This window comes from Actinomycetota bacterium, assembly GCA_030776625.1.
Taxonomy (GTDB): domain Bacteria; phylum Actinomycetota; class CADDZG01; order CADDZG01; family WHSQ01; genus MB1-2.
On sequence record JALYHL010000001.1, the window covers coordinates 331,189 to 351,358 of the forward strand.

Annotated in this window: 23 protein-coding genes and 1 pseudogene; 12 read left to right on the top strand and 12 right to left on the bottom strand. The window is 66.0% G+C overall.

The window, feature by feature from the left end:
- Positions 1 to 28 precede the first annotated feature (28 nt).
- From M3N53_01620 to M3N53_01640, 5 genes are all read left to right on the top strand, one after another.
- On the top strand, positions 29 to 1,105 hold the full coding sequence (locus M3N53_01620; GenBank protein ID MDP9067031.1) for a saccharopine dehydrogenase NADP-binding domain-containing protein: 1,077 nt from the start codon (positions 29 to 31) through the stop codon (positions 1,103 to 1,105).
- A gap of 11 nt (positions 1,106 to 1,116) precedes the next feature.
- On the top strand, positions 1,117 to 1,512 hold the full coding sequence (locus M3N53_01625; GenBank protein MDP9067032.1) for a hypothetical protein: 396 nt from the start codon (positions 1,117 to 1,119) through the stop codon (positions 1,510 to 1,512).
- Between the two features lie 92 nt (positions 1,513 to 1,604).
- Positions 1,605 to 1,919, top strand: a complete 315-nt coding sequence (locus M3N53_01630; GenBank protein MDP9067033.1) for a hypothetical protein — start codon at positions 1,605 to 1,607, stop codon at positions 1,917 to 1,919.
- A gap of 104 nt (positions 1,920 to 2,023) precedes the next feature.
- Entirely contained in the window at positions 2,024 to 2,815 is a 792-nt protein-coding gene (locus M3N53_01635) for an alpha/beta hydrolase (protein MDP9067034.1), read from the top strand.
- A gap of 49 nt (positions 2,816 to 2,864) precedes the next feature.
- On the top strand, positions 2,865 to 3,695 hold the full coding sequence (locus M3N53_01640) for a PD-(D/E)XK nuclease family protein (protein ID MDP9067035.1): 831 nt from the start codon (positions 2,865 to 2,867) through the stop codon (positions 3,693 to 3,695).
- A 161-nt stretch (positions 3,696 to 3,856) separates the two neighbouring features.
- On the opposite strand, the gene M3N53_01645 is transcribed toward M3N53_01640, so the two are convergent.
- Together M3N53_01645 and M3N53_01650 are read right to left on the bottom strand one after the other, a co-directional pair.
- Complete coding sequence (locus tag M3N53_01645) at positions 3,857 to 4,249, bottom strand: DoxX family membrane protein (protein MDP9067036.1); 393 nt, start codon at positions 4,247 to 4,249, stop codon at positions 3,857 to 3,859.
- 8 nt (positions 4,250 to 4,257) lie between these two features.
- On the bottom strand, positions 4,258 to 5,016 hold the full coding sequence (locus M3N53_01650; GenBank protein MDP9067037.1) for an enoyl-CoA hydratase/isomerase family protein: 759 nt from the start codon (positions 5,014 to 5,016) through the stop codon (positions 4,258 to 4,260).
- Between the two features lie 25 nt (positions 5,017 to 5,041).
- Between M3N53_01650 and M3N53_01655 the strand changes: the two genes are divergently transcribed.
- Positions 5,042 to 5,851: a thioesterase family protein gene (locus M3N53_01655; protein ID MDP9067038.1), complete on the top strand. Its 810-nt coding sequence runs from the start codon at positions 5,042 to 5,044 to the stop codon at positions 5,849 to 5,851.
- Positions 5,852 to 5,910: 59 nt separating this feature from the next.
- Here M3N53_01655 and M3N53_01660 read toward each other — a convergent pair whose 3' ends face one another.
- The 5 genes and pseudogenes from M3N53_01660 to M3N53_01680 form a co-directional block, all read right to left on the bottom strand.
- Entirely contained in the window at positions 5,911 to 6,066 is a 156-nt protein-coding gene (locus M3N53_01660) for a DUF5679 domain-containing protein (GenBank protein ID MDP9067039.1), read from the bottom strand.
- A 90-nt stretch (positions 6,067 to 6,156) separates the two neighbouring features.
- Entirely contained in the window at positions 6,157 to 7,251 is a 1,095-nt protein-coding gene (locus tag M3N53_01665) for a prolipoprotein diacylglyceryl transferase (protein ID MDP9067040.1), read from the bottom strand.
- Positions 7,224 to 7,847: pseudogene (thyX, locus tag M3N53_01670) on the bottom strand (FAD-dependent thymidylate synthase). Before thyX ends, M3N53_01665 begins: the two are co-directional and overlap by 28 nt.
- 1,316 nt (positions 7,848 to 9,163) lie before the next feature.
- The gene (locus tag M3N53_01675; protein ID MDP9067041.1) at positions 9,164 to 9,619 is read right to left on the bottom strand and encodes a YbjN domain-containing protein; all 456 of its coding nucleotides are present in this window, start codon (positions 9,617 to 9,619) and stop codon (positions 9,164 to 9,166) included.
- A 71-nt stretch (positions 9,620 to 9,690) separates the two neighbouring features.
- Positions 9,691 to 10,197: a DinB family protein gene (locus M3N53_01680; GenBank protein ID MDP9067042.1), complete on the bottom strand. Its 507-nt coding sequence runs from the start codon at positions 10,195 to 10,197 to the stop codon at positions 9,691 to 9,693.
- Between the two features lie 84 nt (positions 10,198 to 10,281).
- Between M3N53_01680 and M3N53_01685 the strand changes: the two genes are divergently transcribed.
- Positions 10,282 to 10,602 carry a hypothetical protein gene (locus tag M3N53_01685; GenBank protein MDP9067043.1) on the top strand — a complete coding sequence of 107 codons (321 nt, stop codon included), beginning with the start codon at positions 10,282 to 10,284 and terminating at the stop codon, positions 10,600 to 10,602.
- A gap of 19 nt (positions 10,603 to 10,621) precedes the next feature.
- Here the strand turns inward: M3N53_01685 and M3N53_01690 are convergent, their stop codons facing one another.
- Positions 10,622 to 11,263 carry an FMN-binding negative transcriptional regulator gene (locus M3N53_01690; protein ID MDP9067044.1) on the bottom strand — a complete coding sequence of 214 codons (642 nt, stop codon included), beginning with the start codon at positions 11,261 to 11,263 and terminating at the stop codon, positions 10,622 to 10,624.
- 70 nt (positions 11,264 to 11,333) lie between these two features.
- The gene (locus tag M3N53_01695) at positions 11,334 to 11,807 is read right to left on the bottom strand and encodes an isochorismatase (protein ID MDP9067045.1); all 474 of its coding nucleotides are present in this window, start codon (positions 11,805 to 11,807) and stop codon (positions 11,334 to 11,336) included.
- Between the two features lie 104 nt (positions 11,808 to 11,911).
- Between M3N53_01695 and M3N53_01700 the strand changes: the two genes are divergently transcribed.
- The gene (locus M3N53_01700; protein ID MDP9067046.1) at positions 11,912 to 12,373 is read left to right on the top strand and encodes a hypothetical protein; all 462 of its coding nucleotides are present in this window, start codon (positions 11,912 to 11,914) and stop codon (positions 12,371 to 12,373) included.
- A 12-nt stretch (positions 12,374 to 12,385) separates the two neighbouring features.
- On the opposite strand, the gene M3N53_01705 is transcribed toward M3N53_01700, so the two are convergent.
- Positions 12,386 to 12,796, bottom strand: coding sequence for an arsenate reductase ArsC (locus M3N53_01705; GenBank protein MDP9067047.1), 411 nt, complete (start codon positions 12,794 to 12,796; stop codon positions 12,386 to 12,388).
- 112 nt (positions 12,797 to 12,908) lie between these two features.
- Between M3N53_01705 and hutU the strand changes: the two genes are divergently transcribed.
- Complete coding sequence (gene hutU, locus M3N53_01710; GenBank protein ID MDP9067048.1) at positions 12,909 to 14,558, top strand: urocanate hydratase; 1,650 nt, start codon at positions 12,909 to 12,911, stop codon at positions 14,556 to 14,558.
- 3 nt (positions 14,559 to 14,561) lie between these two features.
- Here hutU and M3N53_01715 read toward each other — a convergent pair whose 3' ends face one another.
- Positions 14,562 to 15,881, bottom strand: coding sequence for an amidohydrolase family protein (locus M3N53_01715; protein MDP9067049.1), 1,320 nt, complete (start codon positions 15,879 to 15,881; stop codon positions 14,562 to 14,564).
- Positions 15,882 to 15,924: 43 nt separating this feature from the next.
- On the opposite strand from M3N53_01715, the gene hutH reads away from it, so the two are divergent.
- The 3 genes from hutH to M3N53_01730 all read left to right on the top strand — a co-directional run bounded on the left by hutH (position 15,925) and on the right by M3N53_01730 (position 19,398).
- Positions 15,925 to 17,451 (top strand): histidine ammonia-lyase, encoded by a 1,527-nt coding sequence (gene hutH, locus M3N53_01720; protein MDP9067050.1) that lies wholly within the window; start codon positions 15,925 to 15,927, stop codon positions 17,449 to 17,451.
- 136 nt (positions 17,452 to 17,587) lie between these two features.
- Positions 17,588 to 18,331, top strand: coding sequence for a fibronectin type III domain-containing protein (locus tag M3N53_01725; GenBank protein ID MDP9067051.1), 744 nt, complete (start codon positions 17,588 to 17,590; stop codon positions 18,329 to 18,331).
- Positions 18,332 to 18,654: 323 nt separating this feature from the next.
- Entirely contained in the window at positions 18,655 to 19,398 is a 744-nt protein-coding gene (locus tag M3N53_01730; GenBank protein ID MDP9067052.1) for a fibronectin type III domain-containing protein, read from the top strand.
- Between the two features lie 62 nt (positions 19,399 to 19,460).
- Here the strand turns inward: M3N53_01730 and M3N53_01735 are convergent, their stop codons facing one another.
- On the bottom strand, positions 19,461 to 20,129 hold the full coding sequence (locus M3N53_01735; GenBank protein MDP9067053.1) for a Crp/Fnr family transcriptional regulator: 669 nt from the start codon (positions 20,127 to 20,129) through the stop codon (positions 19,461 to 19,463).
- Positions 20,130 to 20,170 lie beyond the last annotated feature (41 nt).

A 20,170-nucleotide genomic window follows, 5' to 3' on the forward strand; every position in this document is an offset into this window, starting at 1 on the left:
GGCGAAGGGTAGTGGGTAGTCTCCGACGATGCCGGACATCTTGCTCTTTGGTGCGACCGGCTACACCGGGCGTCTCACCGCGCACGCGCTGGCGCGACGCGGCGCCAGCTTTGCGATCGCGGGGCGGAACCCCGACAAGCTGCGGTCTGTGGCGCGCGACACCGGTGAGCCCGAGGTGCGGGTTGCCGCGGTAGGAGACGTTGGCGCGTTGGTGCGCGCGCTCCACGACGTGAAGGTGATGATCACCTGCGTCGGCCCTTTTGCCGAGCTGGGCTGGACGGCCGTCGAAGCCGCGCTGCAAGCCGGCGTCCACTACATCGACTCGACCGGCGAGGGCGTCTTCATCGAGCAGTTGCTCACGCGCCATTCCGTGGCAGCGCGCGAGCGGGGCATAGCGATGGCGCCGGCCATGGGTTTCGACGAGGTGCCCGCGGATGTCGCCGCGACCGTCGCGACCGAAGGAATGGGGCGCGCACGGCTGGTGCTCACCTACGCGTTCCCCAGCTCCGGCTCCAGAGGGACGATGGCATCCGCGCTCGGGATCGCGGGGTCGGAGGGCACCTGGATCGAGAACGGAGAGACGCGCCGCGTGAGGCCCGGTGAGGAGTCGCGCTGGGCGCCGATGCCGGCGCCGCTGGGGCCCAAGCCCGCGCTGTCGTTCCCGCTGGCGGAGGCGCATCTTGCGCCTCTTCATATCGACCTGGAGTCGCTGCAGCTCTACATCACGACCGATCCCCTCCAGCGGTTCCTGTTGCGCGCCGGTTTCCCGTTCCTGAAGCTCGCCTCGACCGCGCCGGGTCGGAAGATCGCCACCACGGTCGTAGATCGCCTTCCGGAGGGGCCGAGCGAGCGCCAACGCACGGCCGGCCGTTGGACGATCCTCGCGGAAGCGCGAACCGATCCCCGCTGGCGCAACGTGGTGCTGACGGGGCGCGACGTCTACGGCCTCACCGCCGAGTTCCTCAGCGCCGGCGCGATGCGGATGACCGAAGACGACTTCGACCTGCGCGGAGTCGTTTCGCCGGTGCAGGTGATGGGCATCGACAGGTGGCGGAAAGAGTTCCTCGATCACGACGTGGTGGTCGACGTTTACGAGCAGCGATAAAAGGAGGCTCCGTGGGGGCAAGGCTGGTCTACGCAAAGGTGATCGACAGGGAGCGCTTCGTGATGAAGGGCGCCGAGGTCCACCCCGGCTTGGAGAACGAGGTGCTGTTGCGTGAGGAACCCGGGGAGGCCGGCGCGTTCCTCGTGCTGAGGGCGTGGAGTGAGAACCACGGCAGCTTCACCGAGCAATGGAGGCTGGACGGACCGGGCGGGATCACCATCTACGAAAGCGTCCCACGCGAGCTCCACCTGCCGACGGAGACGCACATCGAGCGACTCGAAGACGAAGTCGTCGACGTCAAGTTCGATTACGCCGGCGACTACACGGTCGTGTTCACTCTTGACGAGATCGAGGTAGCGCGGGTGGACTTCCCGGTCACGCTCGGCAACGACACCGGACCCCTGTAAGTGACTATTTGCATGTAACGCGCCGCTATCCCCGGCGTCTAAACAACTGCCACGGACGGAATGGCCGTCCAAGGGGACACGGAGGTGCACAGGTGTACGAGTTCGGGATCGTTGTTCTTCTCGGGATCGGCACGTTCAAGGTCGTAGACATGCTGAACGAGTACGTGGATCTGTCGAAGATCCAGTCCATCCTGACGATCGCGTTGGGCGCGCTCGTGGCATGGGCGCTGGAGTTCTCGCTGTTCGCTCAGTGGAACATCGAGGTCCGCACGGAGATGCTCGGCTACGTAGGCACCGGTCTCATGATCGCGGCCGCGGGCTACGCCCTGCCGAAGGTCTTCGAGCACGTCGGCGAGGTGCTCGGTCACCGGAAGGACACGACCGGTCGCAGCGTCAAGGCCGCCTAACCAGCGCGAGCCGGCTCTACAGAAGCCCCCGGACCAGCTCCGGGGGCTTCTTGCGTTGGGGCTATCCTCCCGAAGTCGTCACGCACCCCTTAGGAGGTTCAGACATGCCCGAGCTCAACGTCGCCGGAAGAACGCTCCACTACACCGACACCGGTAGCTCGGGCAGCCCGGTCCTGCTTCTCCACGCGTTCCCGCTCAACTCGCAGATGTGGGAGCCGCAGATCGAGTCCCTCGGGGACCGGTTCCGTTTCATTGCACCCGATCTCACCGGTTTCGGCGAGTCGGATGCACCCGACGACGGATACAGCCTCGGCAGGTGGGCCGAGGAGATCGAGGCCCTGCTGGATGAGCTAGGGCTCGACCGCGTGGTGCTCGTGGGTCTGTCCATGGGCGGATACCTCGCCTTCGAGTGCTTGCGCCGCTCGCGAGAACGCTTCTCTGCTCTGGTGCTCGCCGACACGAAAGCCGAGGCCGATCCACCCGAGGCGATAGAGAAGCGCACCAAGCAACAGGCGATGGTGCGCGAGGGGGGCCGGGACGATCTGATCGCGGCTCTCACCGGTGCGCTGTTGGGCGAGGCTACCAACGAGAAGAAACCCGATGTGGTCGAGCGCGTGCGAACGCTGATGGACAACCCTTCGGCCGGGTTCATCGGGGCTCTTCAGGCGATGAAGCAGCGACCCGACTCCTCCGGCGAGCTCGCTGCTATCGACATTCCGACCCTGATCATCGTCGGCGAGAACGACGCCGTGACCCCGCCGGATGCATCGCGCAAGATGCACGAGCACATCGGAGGCTCGCGTCTGGTGGTTCTTCCGGAGGCGGGACACCTGTCGAACCTGGAGGCTCCGGAAGCCTTCAACGGCGCGCTGGCAGAGTTCCTCGGAAGCCTCTAATACGCCCGAAATCCGCGTCATGGCCCGGTAACCCACCTAGGGTTTGGCCATGGATGAAGCGGATCTGAGGCTTTCTCCCTCCAGCGTCACCGACTTCAAGAGCTGCCCCCAGCTCTTCAAGTTCAGGAAGATCGACCACCTTCCCGAGCCCGTATCGGGCGCAGCCGCCCGCGGGTCGCTGATCCATGCCGTGCTCGAGCGGCTCTTCAGCGAGCAAGCCTCCGCGCGCACACCCGATCGGGCCCAAGAGCTGTTGGATGCCCTGTGGCGACAGGTGCGCGAGGACCCGGAGTTCCGTCCCGCGGGGATGGGGATGGACGAAGAGGCGGCGTGGCTGAAGGAAGGCCGAACGCTCCTTCGCAACTACTTCAAGTTGGAGGACCCGCGCGCGCTGCAAGCGAGTGAGCTCGAGTGGTGGATCGAGTACAGCCTCAGCGAGGTACAGCTACGCGGCATCATCGATCGGCTCGAGAAGCGCAACGACGGCTCGTGGGTCCTCACCGACTACAAGACGGGACGCGTCCCGGGCGAGTCGCGCGAGCTCGCGGCGTTCTTCGGCCTGCGCTTCTACGCGCTCGTGTGCTGGAGAGCGTTCGGCGTGATCCCCAAAGAGATAAGGCTGGTGTACCTAGCAGACCCCGTCGTCTTGACGCTGAACCCGAACGAGCGGATGTTGCTCGCGTTCGAGCGCCAGATGCGCGCTCTGGCGAAGGCCGTTCAGCGGGCGGTCCAGACGAACGACTGGCGCACGCGGCCGTCGCCCTACTGCATGAATTGCTCGTTCCAGGACCGCTGCCCCGCGTGGGCGGGAGTCGCGGCAGAGTCGACCGAGCGCACCGAGACGGAACAGACCGGAACGGGCGAGATAGCCGGCGACTAAGCCGCCGTCAGAACACTCGCAATGACCTAGCCCGCAGGCTAGGCCGAACGCAACGTGACACTGCCGTCGAGGTCCTCTTGGCGCAAGCCCAAAGCTCCGTCCGCAGCCTGCAGATGCACATCGTTCACATCGACCGGGCGCGCTTTGGGATGAAATGTTCGTTAAGCGAATGTTTTGCGCGACGACGCTGCATCGTGGGAGCGCAGCGTTCCGATCCACACGAGGTACAGGAACAGCAACTGCAGCGGGAGACGCGCTAGGAGCGCGCACTGCGGGATCGACGGGAACAGCTCCGCGTTGAGCGCCATCCACACGTTCGCGGGGAACACGGAGACGAGGGTCCCGAGCAAGATCCACCCGCCGGCACGCCGCGTGCGAGGGTGCATCGTCGCGAGTGCTCCGACCATCTCGGCGACACCGGAGATGTAGACGAGCGCCGTCGGCGCCGGAAGCCCCTCCGGGATGATCTTCTCGTAGAAGCTCGGATTGAGGAAGTGATTGAGGCCGGCAGCGAACATCACCGGACCCGAGAAGAACCGGGCGATCGTGCGCATCAGTCGGCCTAGCCGAGGCGAGCGCGCACGGCGGCTTTGAACTCCGCCGATGTGAACCGTGTCGGCTGGACCTGGCGCGCGTGATCCAGCGCGGCATCTAGTTGCGCCTGTGTCGCGTTCACCATCGCCCTCTTGTTCGCCACGACCCCCTCCGGCGGATGGCGGAGTATCCGCTCGGCGAGCGCGCGGGCCGCGTCCATCAGGCGCTCCGGAGGTACAACCTCGTTCACGAGCCCCGCCCGCAGGGCCTCCTCTGCCCTGATGAGGTCCCCGGTCAGCAAGAGCTCCGCGGCGCGCGTGGGACCCGCCAGCGCCTGGGTCATCCAGGCACCGCCCGTTCCCGGGATCACGCCGAGGCCCACCCAGACCTGGCCCAGCTTCGCCCGCTCCGAAGCCACACGGAGGTCACACGCGAGCGCGAGGTCCATGCCGGCGCCGACCGCGGCGCCGTCGATAGCGGCGATCACTATCGAATCCGAGGCCCGGATGGAGCGGATCATCCTCTGGAACGAGGCGTAGAGGACCGACGCGATCTCGCCCGGCTCGAGCTCGCTCCAGCGCGCCAGCTCCTCGAGGTCGCCGCCCGCACAGAAAGCACCGCCGGACCCGGTGAGGATGATGATCCTGGCGTCGGCCGTCTCTTTGATCGCATCACCGAGCGCGGCCGCGGTCGCAGAGTCGAGAGCGTTTCGCTTCTCCGGTCTCTCGATCGTGACGGTGGCTATGTCGCCGTCACGCGATACCGTCACCGTGGCCCGATCGATCATCGGGTCACTCTAGACGGGAGCCGGTATGGGTTCTTTCGCCGACACGACCGCGGTCTTCCGAAATGAAGACGGGTCTTACGAAGCGACGGTGGACGGCAAGTGGTGGGTGTTCCGCGGCCCCCACGGCGGATACCTCACTGCGATGATCCTGCGCGCGCTGACAGAGGCGATCGATGATCCAGTCCGAGCGATCCGTTCCTTCACGACGCACTTCATCGCGCCTCCCAAAGAGGGCCCGGTCGAGATCTTTCCTACGATCGAGCGGACCGGACGGTCGATCACATATGCCTCCGCGCGGTTGGTGCAGGAAGGGCGCACCATGGCCACGTCGCTGGCGGCGTTCGCGACCCCGTGGGAGAGCGACATCTCCTACGACTACGCGAGTCCGCCGGCGGTCCCACCACCCGACGAGTGCGCGCGGATGCCGGAGGCGAACGCGATGCTGCCGGCGTTCGTGCAGAACTTCGACATGCGCTGGGGCATCGGGCCGATGCCGTACTCAGGCTCGCAAGAGACGACCGTCGGCGGATGGCTGCGCTTCGCGGAGCCCGGCGCCGTAGACGCTTCGGCCGCGGCCTGCCTGCTCGACGTGTGGGCGCCGGCGATCTTGCCGCGTGCGACGCAGCCGGTGGTCGCCCCGACGATCGACATCACGATGCACTTCAGGACGCCGCTCCCGCTGCCGGACGCCGGAGTCGAAGACTTCTATCTCTTCAGGCTCACTTCACGGCTGGCGCGCGACGGGTTCTTCGAAGAGGACGGCGACCTGTGGGCCGCGGACGGGACCTTGATCGCGCAGTGCCGCCAGCTCGCGATCGCACTTCCTGTCCGGTAGGCGCCGGACGCGCCGGAGGCCGCCCCCACAGAGCGGCCTCCGAGAAAGATCGGTAGGTGTTAAGCGTTCTTCGGCAACATGCGAGTCATCTTGGTCCCGCAGACGGGACACTGCCCCTGCGCCGCCTTCGAGCCGTTAGCCAGCTCCTTGACCTCGCCTTCGAAATCACGCTTCTCCCGACACTTCACGCAGTAGCCGTTGTAGCTGTCGGCCACGGTTCACGCTCCTTTCTGAACGAGCTCACGACCTGCTCTCGTTTCCCGGCCTATCGTGCCATCTCGCAGGGGCGGCGTCCGGATTTTTGGTTACGGAGCGTCGTCGGAACGCCCGTAAGCGACCGAATCGTCGTCACGCAGCGCGTTTTCTTGCGCCTCGTCCTCGGTCGGAGCCGTGTGGGGCTCCGCGGGGGCGCTCTCGGGTTGCCGTCCGGCCTCGGCCGGGGCTAGCTCGGGCTCCGGCTCGGGCCCTGCGGGGGCGGCAGCGAAACGTGGAGGAGCGCCCCGGTAGCGAGCCAGCAGCACTAGACACGTGAGCCCGACCGCGAGCGTCATCAGCTGACTGCCGGTGAGACCGAAGTACCGCTTGTCGACGCGTAGGAAATCGGTCACCACCCGCATCGCCGAGTACCAGATCGTGAAGACGAGGATCATGAAGCCGGTTCTGTGGCTCCTGCGTCCGAGCCACAGCAAGACCCCGAGCAAGACCAGCGTGGACAAGAAGTCGTAGATCGCGGTCTGGTGCAGCGTGAGGTCGAAGCACCCCAGCGACGGGGGCTGTCCCCGCTCGAAGGCCGCGACATAGGTCTCGGCGGGAGTAGGGGGCACGCCGCCCACCTCTCCCAGGCAGCGCCATCCGAGCGCGAAGTCCGTCGGCTTCCCGAGGTGGTCGCCGATGATCAGGTCGCCGATGCGCCCGATGACGATGCCCAGCGCGAGGCCGGGCGCGGCGAGGTCGGTCGTCCTCCAGAAGCCCATCCTGTGCCGGAACAGATACGGCAGAGCGAAGAGCACCGCGCCGGTGATCCCGCCGATCAACGAGATCCCGCCCTCCCAGATCCTGAAGACGCCCAGGAGGTCGTCACCGCCGGCCGTCACCTCCGAGAAGTGACCGAGGACGTAGCCGACGCGGGCGCCGACGATCGCCCCGATCAGCGCGTAGAACAGCGAGTTCCAGATGTCTTCTTCCTTGGGGCCGCCCAATCTGCGCGCCCGGCGGACCATCACCTGCGCGCCGGCGAGGAAACCAAGGGCTATACCGATCCCATGAGGTGAGATCGCAAGGGGGCCGAGCTCGATGCGCGGCAGGATCCGCCACTCCAACAGAGCGTGGACCTCTTCGCCTCCGTGTGCGAGGAACCAGCCGAGCAGCGCGATCAAACCTTCCGGTACTCGGTCGTCCACGCGCCGTCTTCGACGACGAAGTCACCGAAGAGCAGCGGGGCTTCGGCGAGCATGATCTCGCCCACGCGGTTGAACACGGTCCGCAGCTCCTCTTCCGCGCTGGGGTGCGTGCGCATCTGGATGACGTGGCGAAGCGTTCTGATGTTCGCGGTCCAGAAGATGACGGTCGAGACACCCTCGGGGGCAAGGCGGCGCATCGCCGAGGTGATCTCTTTCTTCACATGGAACGGGACACCCTCGCCGTCAAGGTCGAAGTGCTCGGCCGCCGCGATCTGGAACTCCTCCAGCGTCTCGACGATCGACACGATCTGGCCGCGCAGCGGCTCCATCACCTCGGGGATGCGGAACGGGATCTCGTCGAGCCGCACGAAGCGCAGACTCTCCTGCGAGAATGCCGACCCCGCACGATGCCTCGTGAGCTCGTGCGTAAATACACGACTTACGTCATAGAGAATGAAGCTGTAGTTGGCGTGTTCTAGGACCGAGCCGTGGCCGGAGTTCAGCAGGTTCAGGAAGTACTGGGCCTGGTCCTTGCGGATCCGGGTGACGTTCGGGTTGAGCCCTTCTTCCCACGACCGGTAGCAATTGCCGGAGAAGTGAACCAAGCCTTTGCGCCGCACAAGAACGATTCCATTCTGCGTCGTGCAACAGAAGACTTCGCCGTCGTACGGAACGCGTTGCATCCGGGTCCTACCGGTGCGATTGACGATGGCTGGGCCACGTCGCTTCTCGAAGACGTTGGTACAGCCACGCGGGTCTTGAACCTGCGACGACGCCTTGCCTAGCTTCGAGAGGATCTCCTGAGCAGCGTCGACGAGATAGGGCGAAATGGTTACGAGCTTCTTGCGCCCACTGGCCGTCTCAGAACCATCCGTCTCCACCAACAGATCCCATACCTCTTGGAGCAGTTCTTTTGGTAGATCTAGGATCCAGCGAGGAAGTTTCTTGTTGCGTGAATGACGCCCGCACGTCTCTTCGACGAATCTAGCCAGTGGCAGACCGCCGGAAACTTTCATCGCCTTCACGCCGTTGCGCGGGGCGCGCGTCGTAGTGACCTTTAATCCGAGCTTGTCACAGACCGCTCGGACGCCTTCTTCGTGGTCGCCATAGATCGTGATTCCGCGACCGGATCCGGGTTGGTCGACGAGGGACCCTTCGGTCGCGTAATAGACCAGCAGCTTCGCCAGGGCCCAAATGTCGTCCGGCGAGGTAAGGGTTCTTCCCCCGCTGACTCCGTGTCTCTGCCCAAGAGAACCCGTCTGGTTGGCCAACGACTGCGTCCAGTTCACGTCCGGGATCACTACCTGATCAGGGAATCGCCCCTTCCATCCATCCGCACCCAGCATCACCTTGACCTCAGATCTCCCGATCGTCTCTGCGGTGTGGAAGCGGAAAGGAGCGAAGTAGTCGCCTTCCTCCAAATCCGCATCCCGAAAAGTGCGCCGCGACGCCCATAGCCTGTGCTCGGGGGTCACCGAAAAGGAGACGTCTCTCCCCTCGACCTGGTACATGTGACCGACGTACGGGTAGCGCCAGCACGCGAGGACGGGTTGATATTCGAGAAGCATCGTGTGCCGATTGAGGGTGGCAACCTCTTCTCCGACCTGTAGCTCCTCAAATGTCTTCCACCCCGTAGCCGTGAGGATGTCGGTCTGATCGTCGAAGCACGCCCGCCCCGCTGCTTCGATCAAGGTCTGTCCGGCATTGACTTCTTGGCTGTCAGCGGTCCTCATCTGCAGCCACGACTCGCCTCCGACCGCCTTCAAGAAGCGCTCCAGGGCGGCCAGGTCGAGCGAGGGCCGGGCGATCAGCTCGACCTGGGGCTGCGTTTCCCTCACGTCACAGAGTCCCTTCGGTAGTCACCAGCCGGAGCTGCCTAACGTATCCGGTACATACGACAAACCCCTGGTTCTCAGAGGTAGCCGGGCATCACCGGCGCCGGGAGCTCGTCCTCCGGCGACTCTATGTAGAGGCGGCCCCCGAAGCGGGACTTGATCTCGTCGTCGAAGCGGTCCGCGGTCTGGGCGACAGCGCCCACCGTCGTCTCCAGCTCGTCGGGCGTCATGTGATCGCCCAGCAGGTTGTGGTTGAACCAGATCGCGCCTTCGCCCGCGTCAAGAGCGAACGCCCCGAGGACGAACTCGAGGTTCTTCTGGAGCAGGTACGCGGTCAGATCCGCCGTCACCCGGACCCCCAGGTTCGTGATGGCGAAGACGCGGGCGACCGTCGTCTCGTCTTCCAGCCATGTCGGCACGATGAAGATCCGCGCCGACTCGAAGCCGAAGACGTAGCTGCCGTGCTCGTCCACGGCATAGCCCTCGGCGATCTCGGCGAGCTTGCCCTCGATCGTCTCTCGGAGCTTGGCCACCGAAGCCGGCTCTCCCTGCGGTCTCGGCTTGAGGTTCGCGCTCTGGCTCGAGCCCTCGCTCGCCTGCTCGCTCAGGAGTAACCAGCCCCGGTACGGCCGTCGATCTGCTCGCGCAGGATGTCGGCGTGGCCGACGTGGCGCGCCGTCTCTTCGATCATGTGGACGGTCACCCAGCGAACGTTGTAGTCCCTGCTCCGTTTCGGGTTCTGGATGAGATCGTCGAGCGATGCCTCCTCGAGCGCCCTCCTCGAACGCTCGCATGCCTGGCGATAGAGGTCGAAAATCTCCTTTGAGGTCTCCCCTTCTTCTATGCGGAAGTCGACGTCGGGATCGTGAACGTCGAACGGATACTCGAACGGCTCGTTCGCCACGGCCTCCTGGAACCAACCCCGCTCGACGTAGACGAGGTGCTTGACGAGCCCGAGCAGCGACGTGCCGGACGGCACCATCGGTCGCCGCAGCTCCTCCTCGCTAAGTCCCTCGCAGATCTCCAGCAGCGTTCGCCGGTAGTGGTCCAGGAACCCCGCCAGGACCTCTTTCTCGGCGCCCGCCACCGGCACCCCATAACGCGTCTGCACCCAGCCACCCTATAGAGGCGCGCCCGGCGGGGGTAGAAGGAGGCGCCACTCGTGATCTACGGCTTGAAAAACTAGAGTTACCGAATGACTCACCAGGAACTCCCGATCGCGTGCTCGCTCGACGGCTCGCAGATGGGTACCCGCGAGCAGCAGTGGAAGGAGCTGCTCGGCGCCGCATTGGTTGCGCGTCGCGCGATAGCCGGAGGTGTGGAACTCCGGTTCGATCCGTCGCCCGAGACGGTCTCGCAGCTGCGACGGCTCATCGACCTGGAGAATCACTGCTGCGCCTGGATCCAGTGGGCGGTTCGCGAAGAAGACGCTCTTGTTGTCGAGGCGATCGCCTCTCGAGACGAAGGCGTCCGGCTCCTTTCGCAGTGGTTCGGAGTGGGAACGACCACCTCCTAGCCGCTGGGTGAATGCATGCTCAATCCGCAGCCTGTCTCGTCTGATCCAGGCGATTTCGCTGGATCGCAGCCGCTTCAGAGTCGAGCCCGCGTCCGCGTTCCAAGAGAGCGGCGTTGATCTCCAGCTGATGTTCGACGGTTCGGTTGCCGCCGAACTTGAACTTCGCTCTGACGCTCTCCACCTCGAATCGAACGCCTTGGATCGCGTTCAGAGACTTCCCATAGACGTTGTCGGTGGCCACGGGAGGACCTACCCGGTCGGGCTCAAAATGGTCCATCTGTCGGTTCAGAAGAGCGGCGAGCTCTTCCGGGTCCGGGACGGCGCGGGCGCGTCCCTGCAGCTGGACTGCGGCGTAATAGCTGGTCGGGATCCCGAACTCCGCCGATGTCCCCGGAGGCGTGTTCATCTCCGAGGTGACATATGTGTACGCGCCAACGACGGTGAACACCCCCAGCGGCGACTCGCTGAGGGCCTCCCATACAGGGTTGCTGCGCATGAGATGGAACCAGATGATGTCGTCGGCATATACGAAATGCGTCGGCACGACGATCGGCCATCTACGACCTTCGCCCGCGGCGATGAACTGGCCGAAGTCATGCGTGCGGAGGAAGTGCTTCCACTCCTCCTCGGACAAAGCCTCGTCAACCTTCTTGATCAACATCTACATCTCCGTCCTCGACCCTCACCGTCGTTGCTCATCAGTGTGGCGCCGGCCGCTCCTATCGGTCCGGTCAGACGTCTTCGTTCAGGTGCGCGTTTAGGTACGCCTGGAGGTCTGGCTCCTGCGCCTGCAGGATGTGGCGGACCCAGGCATTTCGCTCGAAGCCCATCACCGCAAGATCCCAGCTACACGCCGTCAGTTCGTCCTCGAGCGCGGGGCGAAGTCTGGAGAGGTCGTGTTCGTCCGCGATGAACATCTTGTGGTGTAGTTCGTCTTCGTTCTCCCACCAGTCGACGAAACCGATCGAGACGGTGCGTCCCTGGTGGGCGCAGACGAAACCAACTCCATACCGCGCTTCGGTGACTGCCGGTTCCGGCAAGACACCTTCGGCGGCCGCCTTCAGCCCCGCGACGAGTTTTGCGGCGGGTGCCGCAGCGCCATGCGCGATCCCATAGACCTTGATCCGCCAACCACTCGGCTCCCAGATCTCTTGGAACCGGACGGGGCGAGGCTCATATCGGCCGTGCAGTCGAATAGGCGGCACCAGCAACTCCTTGGATAGTGCTGCGTCGCGATGATGACTCATGGCGCTGTCTCTCCCGTGGCTCGGCACCAGCACCTGTGCGGGCGACCTCCTACAGTGTCGGTGTGAGAGCGGCATGGCTGCGGTGGGGCGGGATGTGGGGCGCTCTGCTCGTGGTCGCAGCGGTGACCGCGATCGCCACTGCGGGAGCGGCGAGGGACCGGTGGCTTTCATTCGGAGCCGCAACCCTCGTGCTGACGAGCATCGCGCACTCGGTATTGGGCGAGCGGTTCATCCTGCGACCGTTGGTCCGGCGCAGTCAGCTGCCCAAGCTGTTCGGCGACGAGCTGTTCCTCCCGCGGACCGTCCGCTTCGTGTGGCACCTGTTCAGCATCCTGCTGCTCGGCCTCGCGACCCTGCTCCTCGCGACGACGAACGAACAGGTACCGACCGCCACCTTCCTCCGGATCATCAGCGCCACCGCCGCGGCGTGCGCGGTGGTGGCGGCGGCGATATCGCGGGGCCGGCACCTGTCGTGGCTGGCCTTTTCGGGGGTGGCGGTCGCGACGTGGCTCGCCGGCAGCTAAGCCGCCCCACCCCTACGAAGCGGAAGGGACCAGCTCCTCCAGCAGTTCGCGGACGCGGCGATCGATCTCGTCGCGGATCTCCCGCACCTCCTCGAGCGGCTTGTTTGCGGGGTCCTCTAGCTCCCAGTCCAGGTACCTCTTGCCCGGATACACCGGGCAGGCGTCGCCACAGCCCATCGTTATCACGACGTCTGCCGCGCGCACGGCGTCGTTGGTCAGCGGTTTCGGGAACTCCTGCGAGATGTCCAGACCGATCTCGGCCATCGCCTCGCGTACGCCGGCATGGATCTCGTTGGCCGGTGCCGAACCTGCCGAACGAACGTGAACCTTCCCTTCGGCGGCGTCGTGGAGAAGCGCAGCCGCCATCTGTGACCGACCCGCGTTATGAACGCACACGAACAGCACCTCTGGTACTTCCTTCATCGAACCTCCCTCGCACCCAAGACTAAGAAGGTGATGTGAACCGCAGATGAACGATGGTGTGGCGGAAGGCGCGGCAGTATAAGGAGAGGGTGGATCACGATCGGAGGATGAGCTGAAGGCGCCACGAGGCGCCGAGCTGTCTTGTAAGGGGTGGCCGCAAGAGGCCGCTCTCAGGATGCTCATGAACAACCTCGATCCCGAAGTCGCGGAGCGTCCGGACGACCTCATCGTCTACGGCGGATCCGGCAAAGCGGCACGGAATCACGAGGCGCTGGGCGCGATCATCGAAGAGCTCCGCCGGCTCGAAGGCGACGAGACGTTGTTGATCCAGTCCGGCAAGCCCGTCGGCGTGTTCCGAACGCACGAGCGCGCGCCACGGGTCCTGATCTCGAACTCGATGCTCGTGCCGGAGTGGGCGAACTGGGACGAGTTCCACCGACTCGAGGCACTCGGCCTGACGATGTACGGCCAGATGACGGCGGGTTCCTGGATCTACATCGGGACGCAGGGGATCCTCCAGGGGACCTACGAGACGCTGGCCGAGCTCGCCGCCCGCTCGTTCGGCGGCTCACTCGAGGGAAAGATCGTTCTCACCGCGGGTCTCGGGGGCATGGGCGGCGCGCAACCGCTGGCGGTCACGATGAACGGCGGGGTCGCGTTGTGCGTCGAGGCCGACCCGAGCCGGATCGAGCGTCGCGTCGAGCACCGTTACCTGGACCGGTGGACGGACGAGGTGTACGAGGCGATGCAATGGGCCGAGGAGGCCGCGGAAGAGGGACGCTCGGAGTCGATCGGACTGCTCGCCAACGCCGCCGACGCCTTTGCGGATCTGCTCCGCAACGGGTTCGCCCCCGCGGTGGTGACCGACCAGACCTCCGCGCACGATCTGCTGGACGGATACATCCCCGCGGGTATGCCTCTCGACGAGGCCCAGGTGCTCCGGCGGGAGGACCCCGAGACGTACGTGAAGCGGTCACTGGAATCAGTGGCGCGGCATGTGGAAGCGTGGCTCGGCTTCCAGCAGGCCGGCGCGATCTGTTTCGAGTACGGCAACAACATCAGGACGCAGGCGAAGAAGGCGGGGGTCGAGAACGCGTTCGAGATCCCGGGCTTCGTCGAGGCCTACGTGCGCCCGCTGTTTTGCGAGGGCAAAGGGCCGTTCAGGTGGGTCGCGCTGTCGGGAGACCCCGCCGACATCGCCGCGACCGATCGCGCCATCCTCGAGCTGTTCCCCGAGGACGAACGACTGCGGCGATGGATCGAGATGGCGTCGGAGCGCGTGGCGTTCCAGGGACTGCCGGCGCGGATCTGCTGGCTCGGCTACGGAGAGCGGGCGCGAGCCGGTGCTGCTTTCAACGAGCTCGTGCGGACCGGCGCGGTCTCGGCGCCCATCGTGATCGGTCGCGACCACCTAGATACCGGCTCGGTCGCGTCGCCCTACCGCGAGACCGAGGGCATGATCGACGGATCCGACGCGATCGCCGACTGGCCGATCCTGAACGCTCTATTGAACACGTCGGCGGGTGCGCACTGGGTGTCGGTCCACCACGGCGGCGGCGTCGGCATGGGCTATTCGATCCACGCCGGGATGGTGATCGTGGCCGACGGCACCGACGACGCCGCGGCGCGGCTCGAGCGGGTGCTCGATGTCGATCCCGGCTCGGGCGTGATGAGGCACGCAGACGCCGGCTACCGCCGCGCCATAGAGGTCGCCGGCGAGCGCGGAGTCCGGATCCCCATGACGCCTCAGCCGCGCGACTGATTCCTAGCTAGGCCGGCTCCAACCCCGCGTCACCTCGTCGATCCTGCGGCTCAGCTGCCCGCGGTTCAGCTTCGTGGGCCGACCCGCCTCCGCGACCACCTCTCCCCCCACCATCACCCGCGTCACCGCGCTCTGCTGCATCGAGTTCACGATCTGGCGCTCGAACGTTGCCCGCGGCTGCAGCGAGAGGTCTTCGAGGTCCAGCGCGACGAGGTCGGCGTGCTGTCCGGCTTGGATCCCGCCCACCGGAAGGCGAAGCAACTCTCCCCCGGCGCTGGTCCCGAGGCGGAACGCCGTCGGCGCGTCGAGAGCGGAGCCATCGGTGACCCGCGCTTTCGCGAACAACGAGCCGAGCCTCATCTCTTCGAAGATGCTCTGGCGGTTGTTGGCGCAGCCGCCGTCGGGGCCCAGCGCGACCCGGATGCCGCGGTGCAGCATCTCGGGTAGGCGCGCGATGCCGTCGCCGAGGAACGCGTTGGCACCGGGACAGTGGACGACCGCGGTGTCGGCCGCGGCTACGAGATCGAGCTCTTCGTCGTCTAGCCACACTGCGTGCACCGCGACCAGATCGCGATCCAGCAGCCCCTCCCGCTGCAGCAGCCGTACCGGCGTGGTCCCGTACCGCTCTCGCACCTGGTCGACCTCGTAGGCCGCCTCGGCGAGGTGCAGGTGGCACGGGACGTCCACCTCGCGCGCGGCGTCGAGGGCGAGGCGGATCGTCTCCGGCGAGGCCGCGTGCAACGAGTGCGGGGCCGGCTGCACGGAGACCAGTGGATCGTCTTCGAGGTCGCGAGCCAGCGCGAGGAAACGATCTCTCGCGTCCTGGGGTGACTCTCGGTACCTCGCGGGAGCCTTCGTGGGCGCGTCCAGGTCGTAGAAGGCCCGCGCCAGGACCAGGCGGACCCCGAGATCACGCGCGGCCTGCGCCACCGCCAGCGCGTTCTCGTTGCCGTCGTCGTGCAGGTAGAAGAAGTCGACGATCGTGGTCACGCCGGCCGACACGGCCTCGGCGAACGCGAACGCGGCCCCCGTGTAGATCGCATCGCGGTCCAGCTCCGCCGAGAACGGGTAGAGGACGTCGTCGCGCCACCTGTCGAAGGGCAGGTCGTCGGCGAAACCCTTGAACAGGTTCTGGAAGGCGTGGCCGTGGCAGTTGACGGTGCCCGGCACGATCGCGACGTCGCCCCAGTCCGCCACCTGGACATCGGAGGGCACGTCGCCCGCCGGCACCACGGACTGGATACGACCGCCGTCGATGACTACGGCGACATCGGGGACGAAGCCCTCGCCGGTGAACGTTGCCTCGCCCCGGATCGCCAGCACTCCGGGATTATGCCTCCGGGACCGGGTGAATATCCTCTCGCCCATGACGATCCAGGTCGGCTCGACGTTGACGACCGACGACGTCGTTGCGGCCGCGGGCGGAGCCCACGTGTCGCTCGCGCCGGGGCTCGCGGAGCAGATGGAGCCTGCTCGTCGCCTGATCGAAGAGGTCGTCGCGTCGGAGCGCACGGTCTACGGCGTCACCACCGGCTTCGGCTACCTCGCCAACGTTCGTATCTCGGCCCCCGAAACCAGGGCCCTCCAGCGCGACATCGTGTTGTCACACGCGACTGCGGTCGGCGAAGAGCTTCCGGAAGAGGTCGTTCGGGCGATGCTGCTGTTGAAGGCGCGCACCTTCGGGTTCGGCATCTCCGGCGTCCGCTTCGAGCTGGTCGAGCGCCTCGTGGACATGCTGCGGCACGGGATGCACCCGGTCGTCCCGTCGCAGGGATCCCTCGGCGCCTCGGGGGACCTGGCGCCGCTGGCCCACCTCGCGCTCCCGTTGATCGGGCGCGGCGAGGTCCGTCTGCGCGGCGAGCGCCTCCCGACCGAGGATGCGCTGCGGCGACTGGGATGGGCTCCTCTGGAGCTCACCTACAAAGAGGGCCTGTCGCTCGTGAACGGCACCGAGGGGATGCTCGCGCTCGGCATCTTGACGCTGCACCGCGTCGAGCGCCTGGCACGGGCCGCCGACATCACCGGGGCGATGACCGTCGAGGCCTGTCTCGGCACCGACCAGGCGTTCGCGGAGGCTCTCGTCGGGTTGCGGAAGCACGCCGGGCCGCTGGTGACCGCCGCCAACCTGCGGAAGCTGCTCGCGGGCAGCGAGATCGTCCAGTCGCACCGGGAATCGGAGCACCTGGTCCAAGACGCCTATTCGCTCCGTTGCATCCCGCAGGTCCACGGGGCCTACCGCGATGCTCTTGCCTACGTCCGTACCACGTTGGAGGCCGAGCTCGCCTCTGCTATCGATAACCCGAGCGTGCTGGCCGACGAGGGCGTCGTGGGCTCCGCTGGTAACTTCCACGGCGAGGCGCTGGCTCTGGCGCTGGACCACCTGGGCCTCCTCACGGCCGGGTTCGCCACGATCTCCGAACGCAGGGTCGCTCGGCTGGTCGACCCTGAGCTAAACAACGGGCTGCCCGCGTTCCTGACGAAGGATCCCGGGCGGCGCTCCGGGTTCATGCTCGTCCAGTACACGGCGGCCGCCCTCGTGTCGGAGAACCGCAGCCTCTGCTTCTCCGCGTCTTCGGATTCGATCCCGACCTCGGCGGGCCAGGAGGACCACGTCAGCATGGGCATGACGTCCGCCCGAAAGAGCGTCCAGATCGCCACGAACACCGAGCGAGCGCTCGCGGTCGAGGCGCTCGCCGCGGCTCAAGGCATCGGGCTGCGCCACCCACTGAAGGCGGCCCCGGGAACCGGGGCCGGGTTCGAAACAGTCCGCGCTCTGTCGCCGGAGCTCGAAGAGGACCGGCCCCTCTCCGGCGATATAGAAGCGATGGCCCAGATGATCGCGGGCCGTGTCTTCGAGGGGGCGGTCGAAGCCGCAGTAGGGCCACTCGCCTAAAACGGGCATTAGTACACATTCCCATTGTGCACCAACGCGTAGAACCCATTCCCGTTTCTCGAGACATTGACCCCGTTAGGAAGTCAGTCGTGGCTGGGTCCATGGGGGACGGCCACAAGAGAGTGGGAGGGGAAACATGTTCAAGAAGACGGTTGCGATCATCACGATGGCGCTGCTGGCGGTACCGGCGGTTGGATATGCAGCGGCAGGCAACAGCAAGAAGAGCAACGGCCCCGAGCCGGTGTGCGTTCCGCTGCCGGTTTCGACCGACGCGAAGGACATCCACATCGGAACCACGCACATCCACGTCCCGGGCCTCAAGGACATCCGCGGCTGCGTAACCGCCAACGAGAAGGTCAGCGGCACCCCCACGGTTACCTCGTACAGCAACTGCGGGAGCGCCTGCTTCGCCGTTCGAGTGGCCGACGTCAACGCTTCCGCCGACCTGAAGGTCGAGCTCCTCTACAAGGAGGACGGGACGCAGAAGAGCGTTGCGGTCGACCCGGACCCCGTCGATGTCGCACGGGACGTCGAAGAGGTGTGCATCAGCAACCACGCCGCCGGCACTCCCGATCCGTGCGTCGTCACGCTCACCAGCCCCAGCAACCTCAAGGCCAAAGGCGGAAGCAAGCAGGTCGCGCTGCGCTGGAGCGCCGCCGGTGAGGCCTACGGCCGGCAAGTGTCCACGACCTACGAGGTGTGGCGGAGCACGACCGGCGAACTCGACAGCTTCGAGATGATCGCCGAGCAGGTCACCGACACCAGCTTCCTCGACACGGCGCTCGCTCGCAGGACCACCTACTCCTACTTCGTGGTGGCGGTCGACGAGAGCGGCAATCGCAGCGGAGGCTCGAACGTAGCGACGGCAACGACGAACTGATCCAAGGTCCCCCCGCTCGGGCCGGTGGAGCTAGACGCTCCACCGGCTCCTGCGCGTCCAGGGTTACTTGATGACTGCGGCCTGAGCGCCCCGAGGGAGCTCGAGCAGGGGGGCGGGCGCCGTAAGCGGTTGAGACCAAGCCGTCGCCGACCACCGGCTGCCAGTCCGGCGCCCGAAGCCCCCTCAGCTGAACCCGTATTAGTACACATTCGAACGTGCACCAGGGCGTAGAGCGGAGTCCCGTTTCTCGCGAGAGTGAACCCCGTAAGCAGATGAGTGGTCCGGATCCATGGGGGACGGCCACAAGAGAGCGGGAGGGAAACATGTTCAAGAAGACGGTTGCGATCATCACGATGGCGCTGCTCGCGGTACCGGCGGTTGGATATGCAGCGGCAGGCAACAGCAAGAAGAGCAACGGCCCCGAGCCGGTGTGCGTTCCGCTGCCGGTTTCGACCGATGCGAAGGACATCCACATCGGCACCACCAAGATCCACCTCGCCGGCTACACCAACATCCGCGGTTGTGTGACGGCCGACGAGACCGTCAGCGGCACGCCGACGATCACCGCCTACAGCAACTGCGGGAGCGCCTGCTTCGCCGTCCGGGTGGCCGACGTAAAGGCTTCCGCCGACCTGAAGGTCGAGCTCCTCTACAAGGAGGACCGGACAGACAAGAGCATCGCAATCGACCCCGGCCCCGTCGACGTCGCACGGGACCTGGAAGAGGTGTGCATCAGCAACCACGCCGCCGGCACGCCGGACCCCTGCGTGGTGTCGCTCACCAGCCCCAGCGACCTCAAGGCCAAGGGCGGAAGCAAGCAGGTGGCACTGCGCTGGACCGCCGCCGGCGAGGCCTACGGCCGGCAAGTTTCCACGACCTACGAGGTGTGGCGGAGCACGACCGGAGAGCTCGACAGCTTCGAGATGATCGCCGAGCAGGTCACCGAGACCAGCTTCCTCGACATGGGACTCACCCGTCGGACCACCTACTCCTACTTCGTGGTGGCGGTCGACGAGAGCGGCAACCGCAGCGGAGGCTCGAACGTAGCGACGGCAACGACCAACTGATCCAAGTCCCCCCGCTCGGGCCGGTGGAGCTAGACGCTCCGCCGGCTCCTGCGCGTCCAGGGTTATTTGATCCGAGCGCGCAACCCCTCGAGGTCCTTCACAGTCACGCCCCTGCGGTGGGTCTCGATCAGGTTCTTGTTCCTCAAGGATTGGAGTGCCTTGGCCACCGCCTCACGAGAGGAGCCGGTCCAACCGGCGAGCTCCTCCTGCGAGAGCGGAAGTGAGATCCGCACACCGTCATAGGTGTCCTCGCCAAAGTTCTCCGCCAGCTCGACCAGCCGGCTGGCCACCCGGCCCACGGAGTCATAGGCGGCGAACTCCACCCGCTTGCGATCCGCATCCCGAAGCTTTCGGCTGAGGGTCTTGAACAGGGTGAGCGCAACGTCCGGTTCTTCCCGCAACACGGTCCGGAACTGCTCGACGGTCATCATCAGAGCTTCGATGTCTTCGAGCGCGGTCACGGTGGCGGAGAAGGGCTCACCGTCGAGCGCGGCGAACTCCCCCAACAGGTCACCGGGCCCCCTGACCGCGAGAAGCACCTCGCGGCCTTCGTCGGTGAAGTAGGAGACCTTCGCCTGGCCGCTGACGATGATGGCCATACGCTCGGACCGGTCCCCCTCGTTCAGCAAGGTCGACCCGCGCGGATAGCGCCGTCGCGTGCCCGGCAGGTGGGTCCCCTCGCCTGCGGACTGAAGAACGGCGATGAAGTCTTCTTGAACCGGCGAGTCCATGTGTCCCATTTTGACTGGATTCGCACGCGAGGCAACCCGTA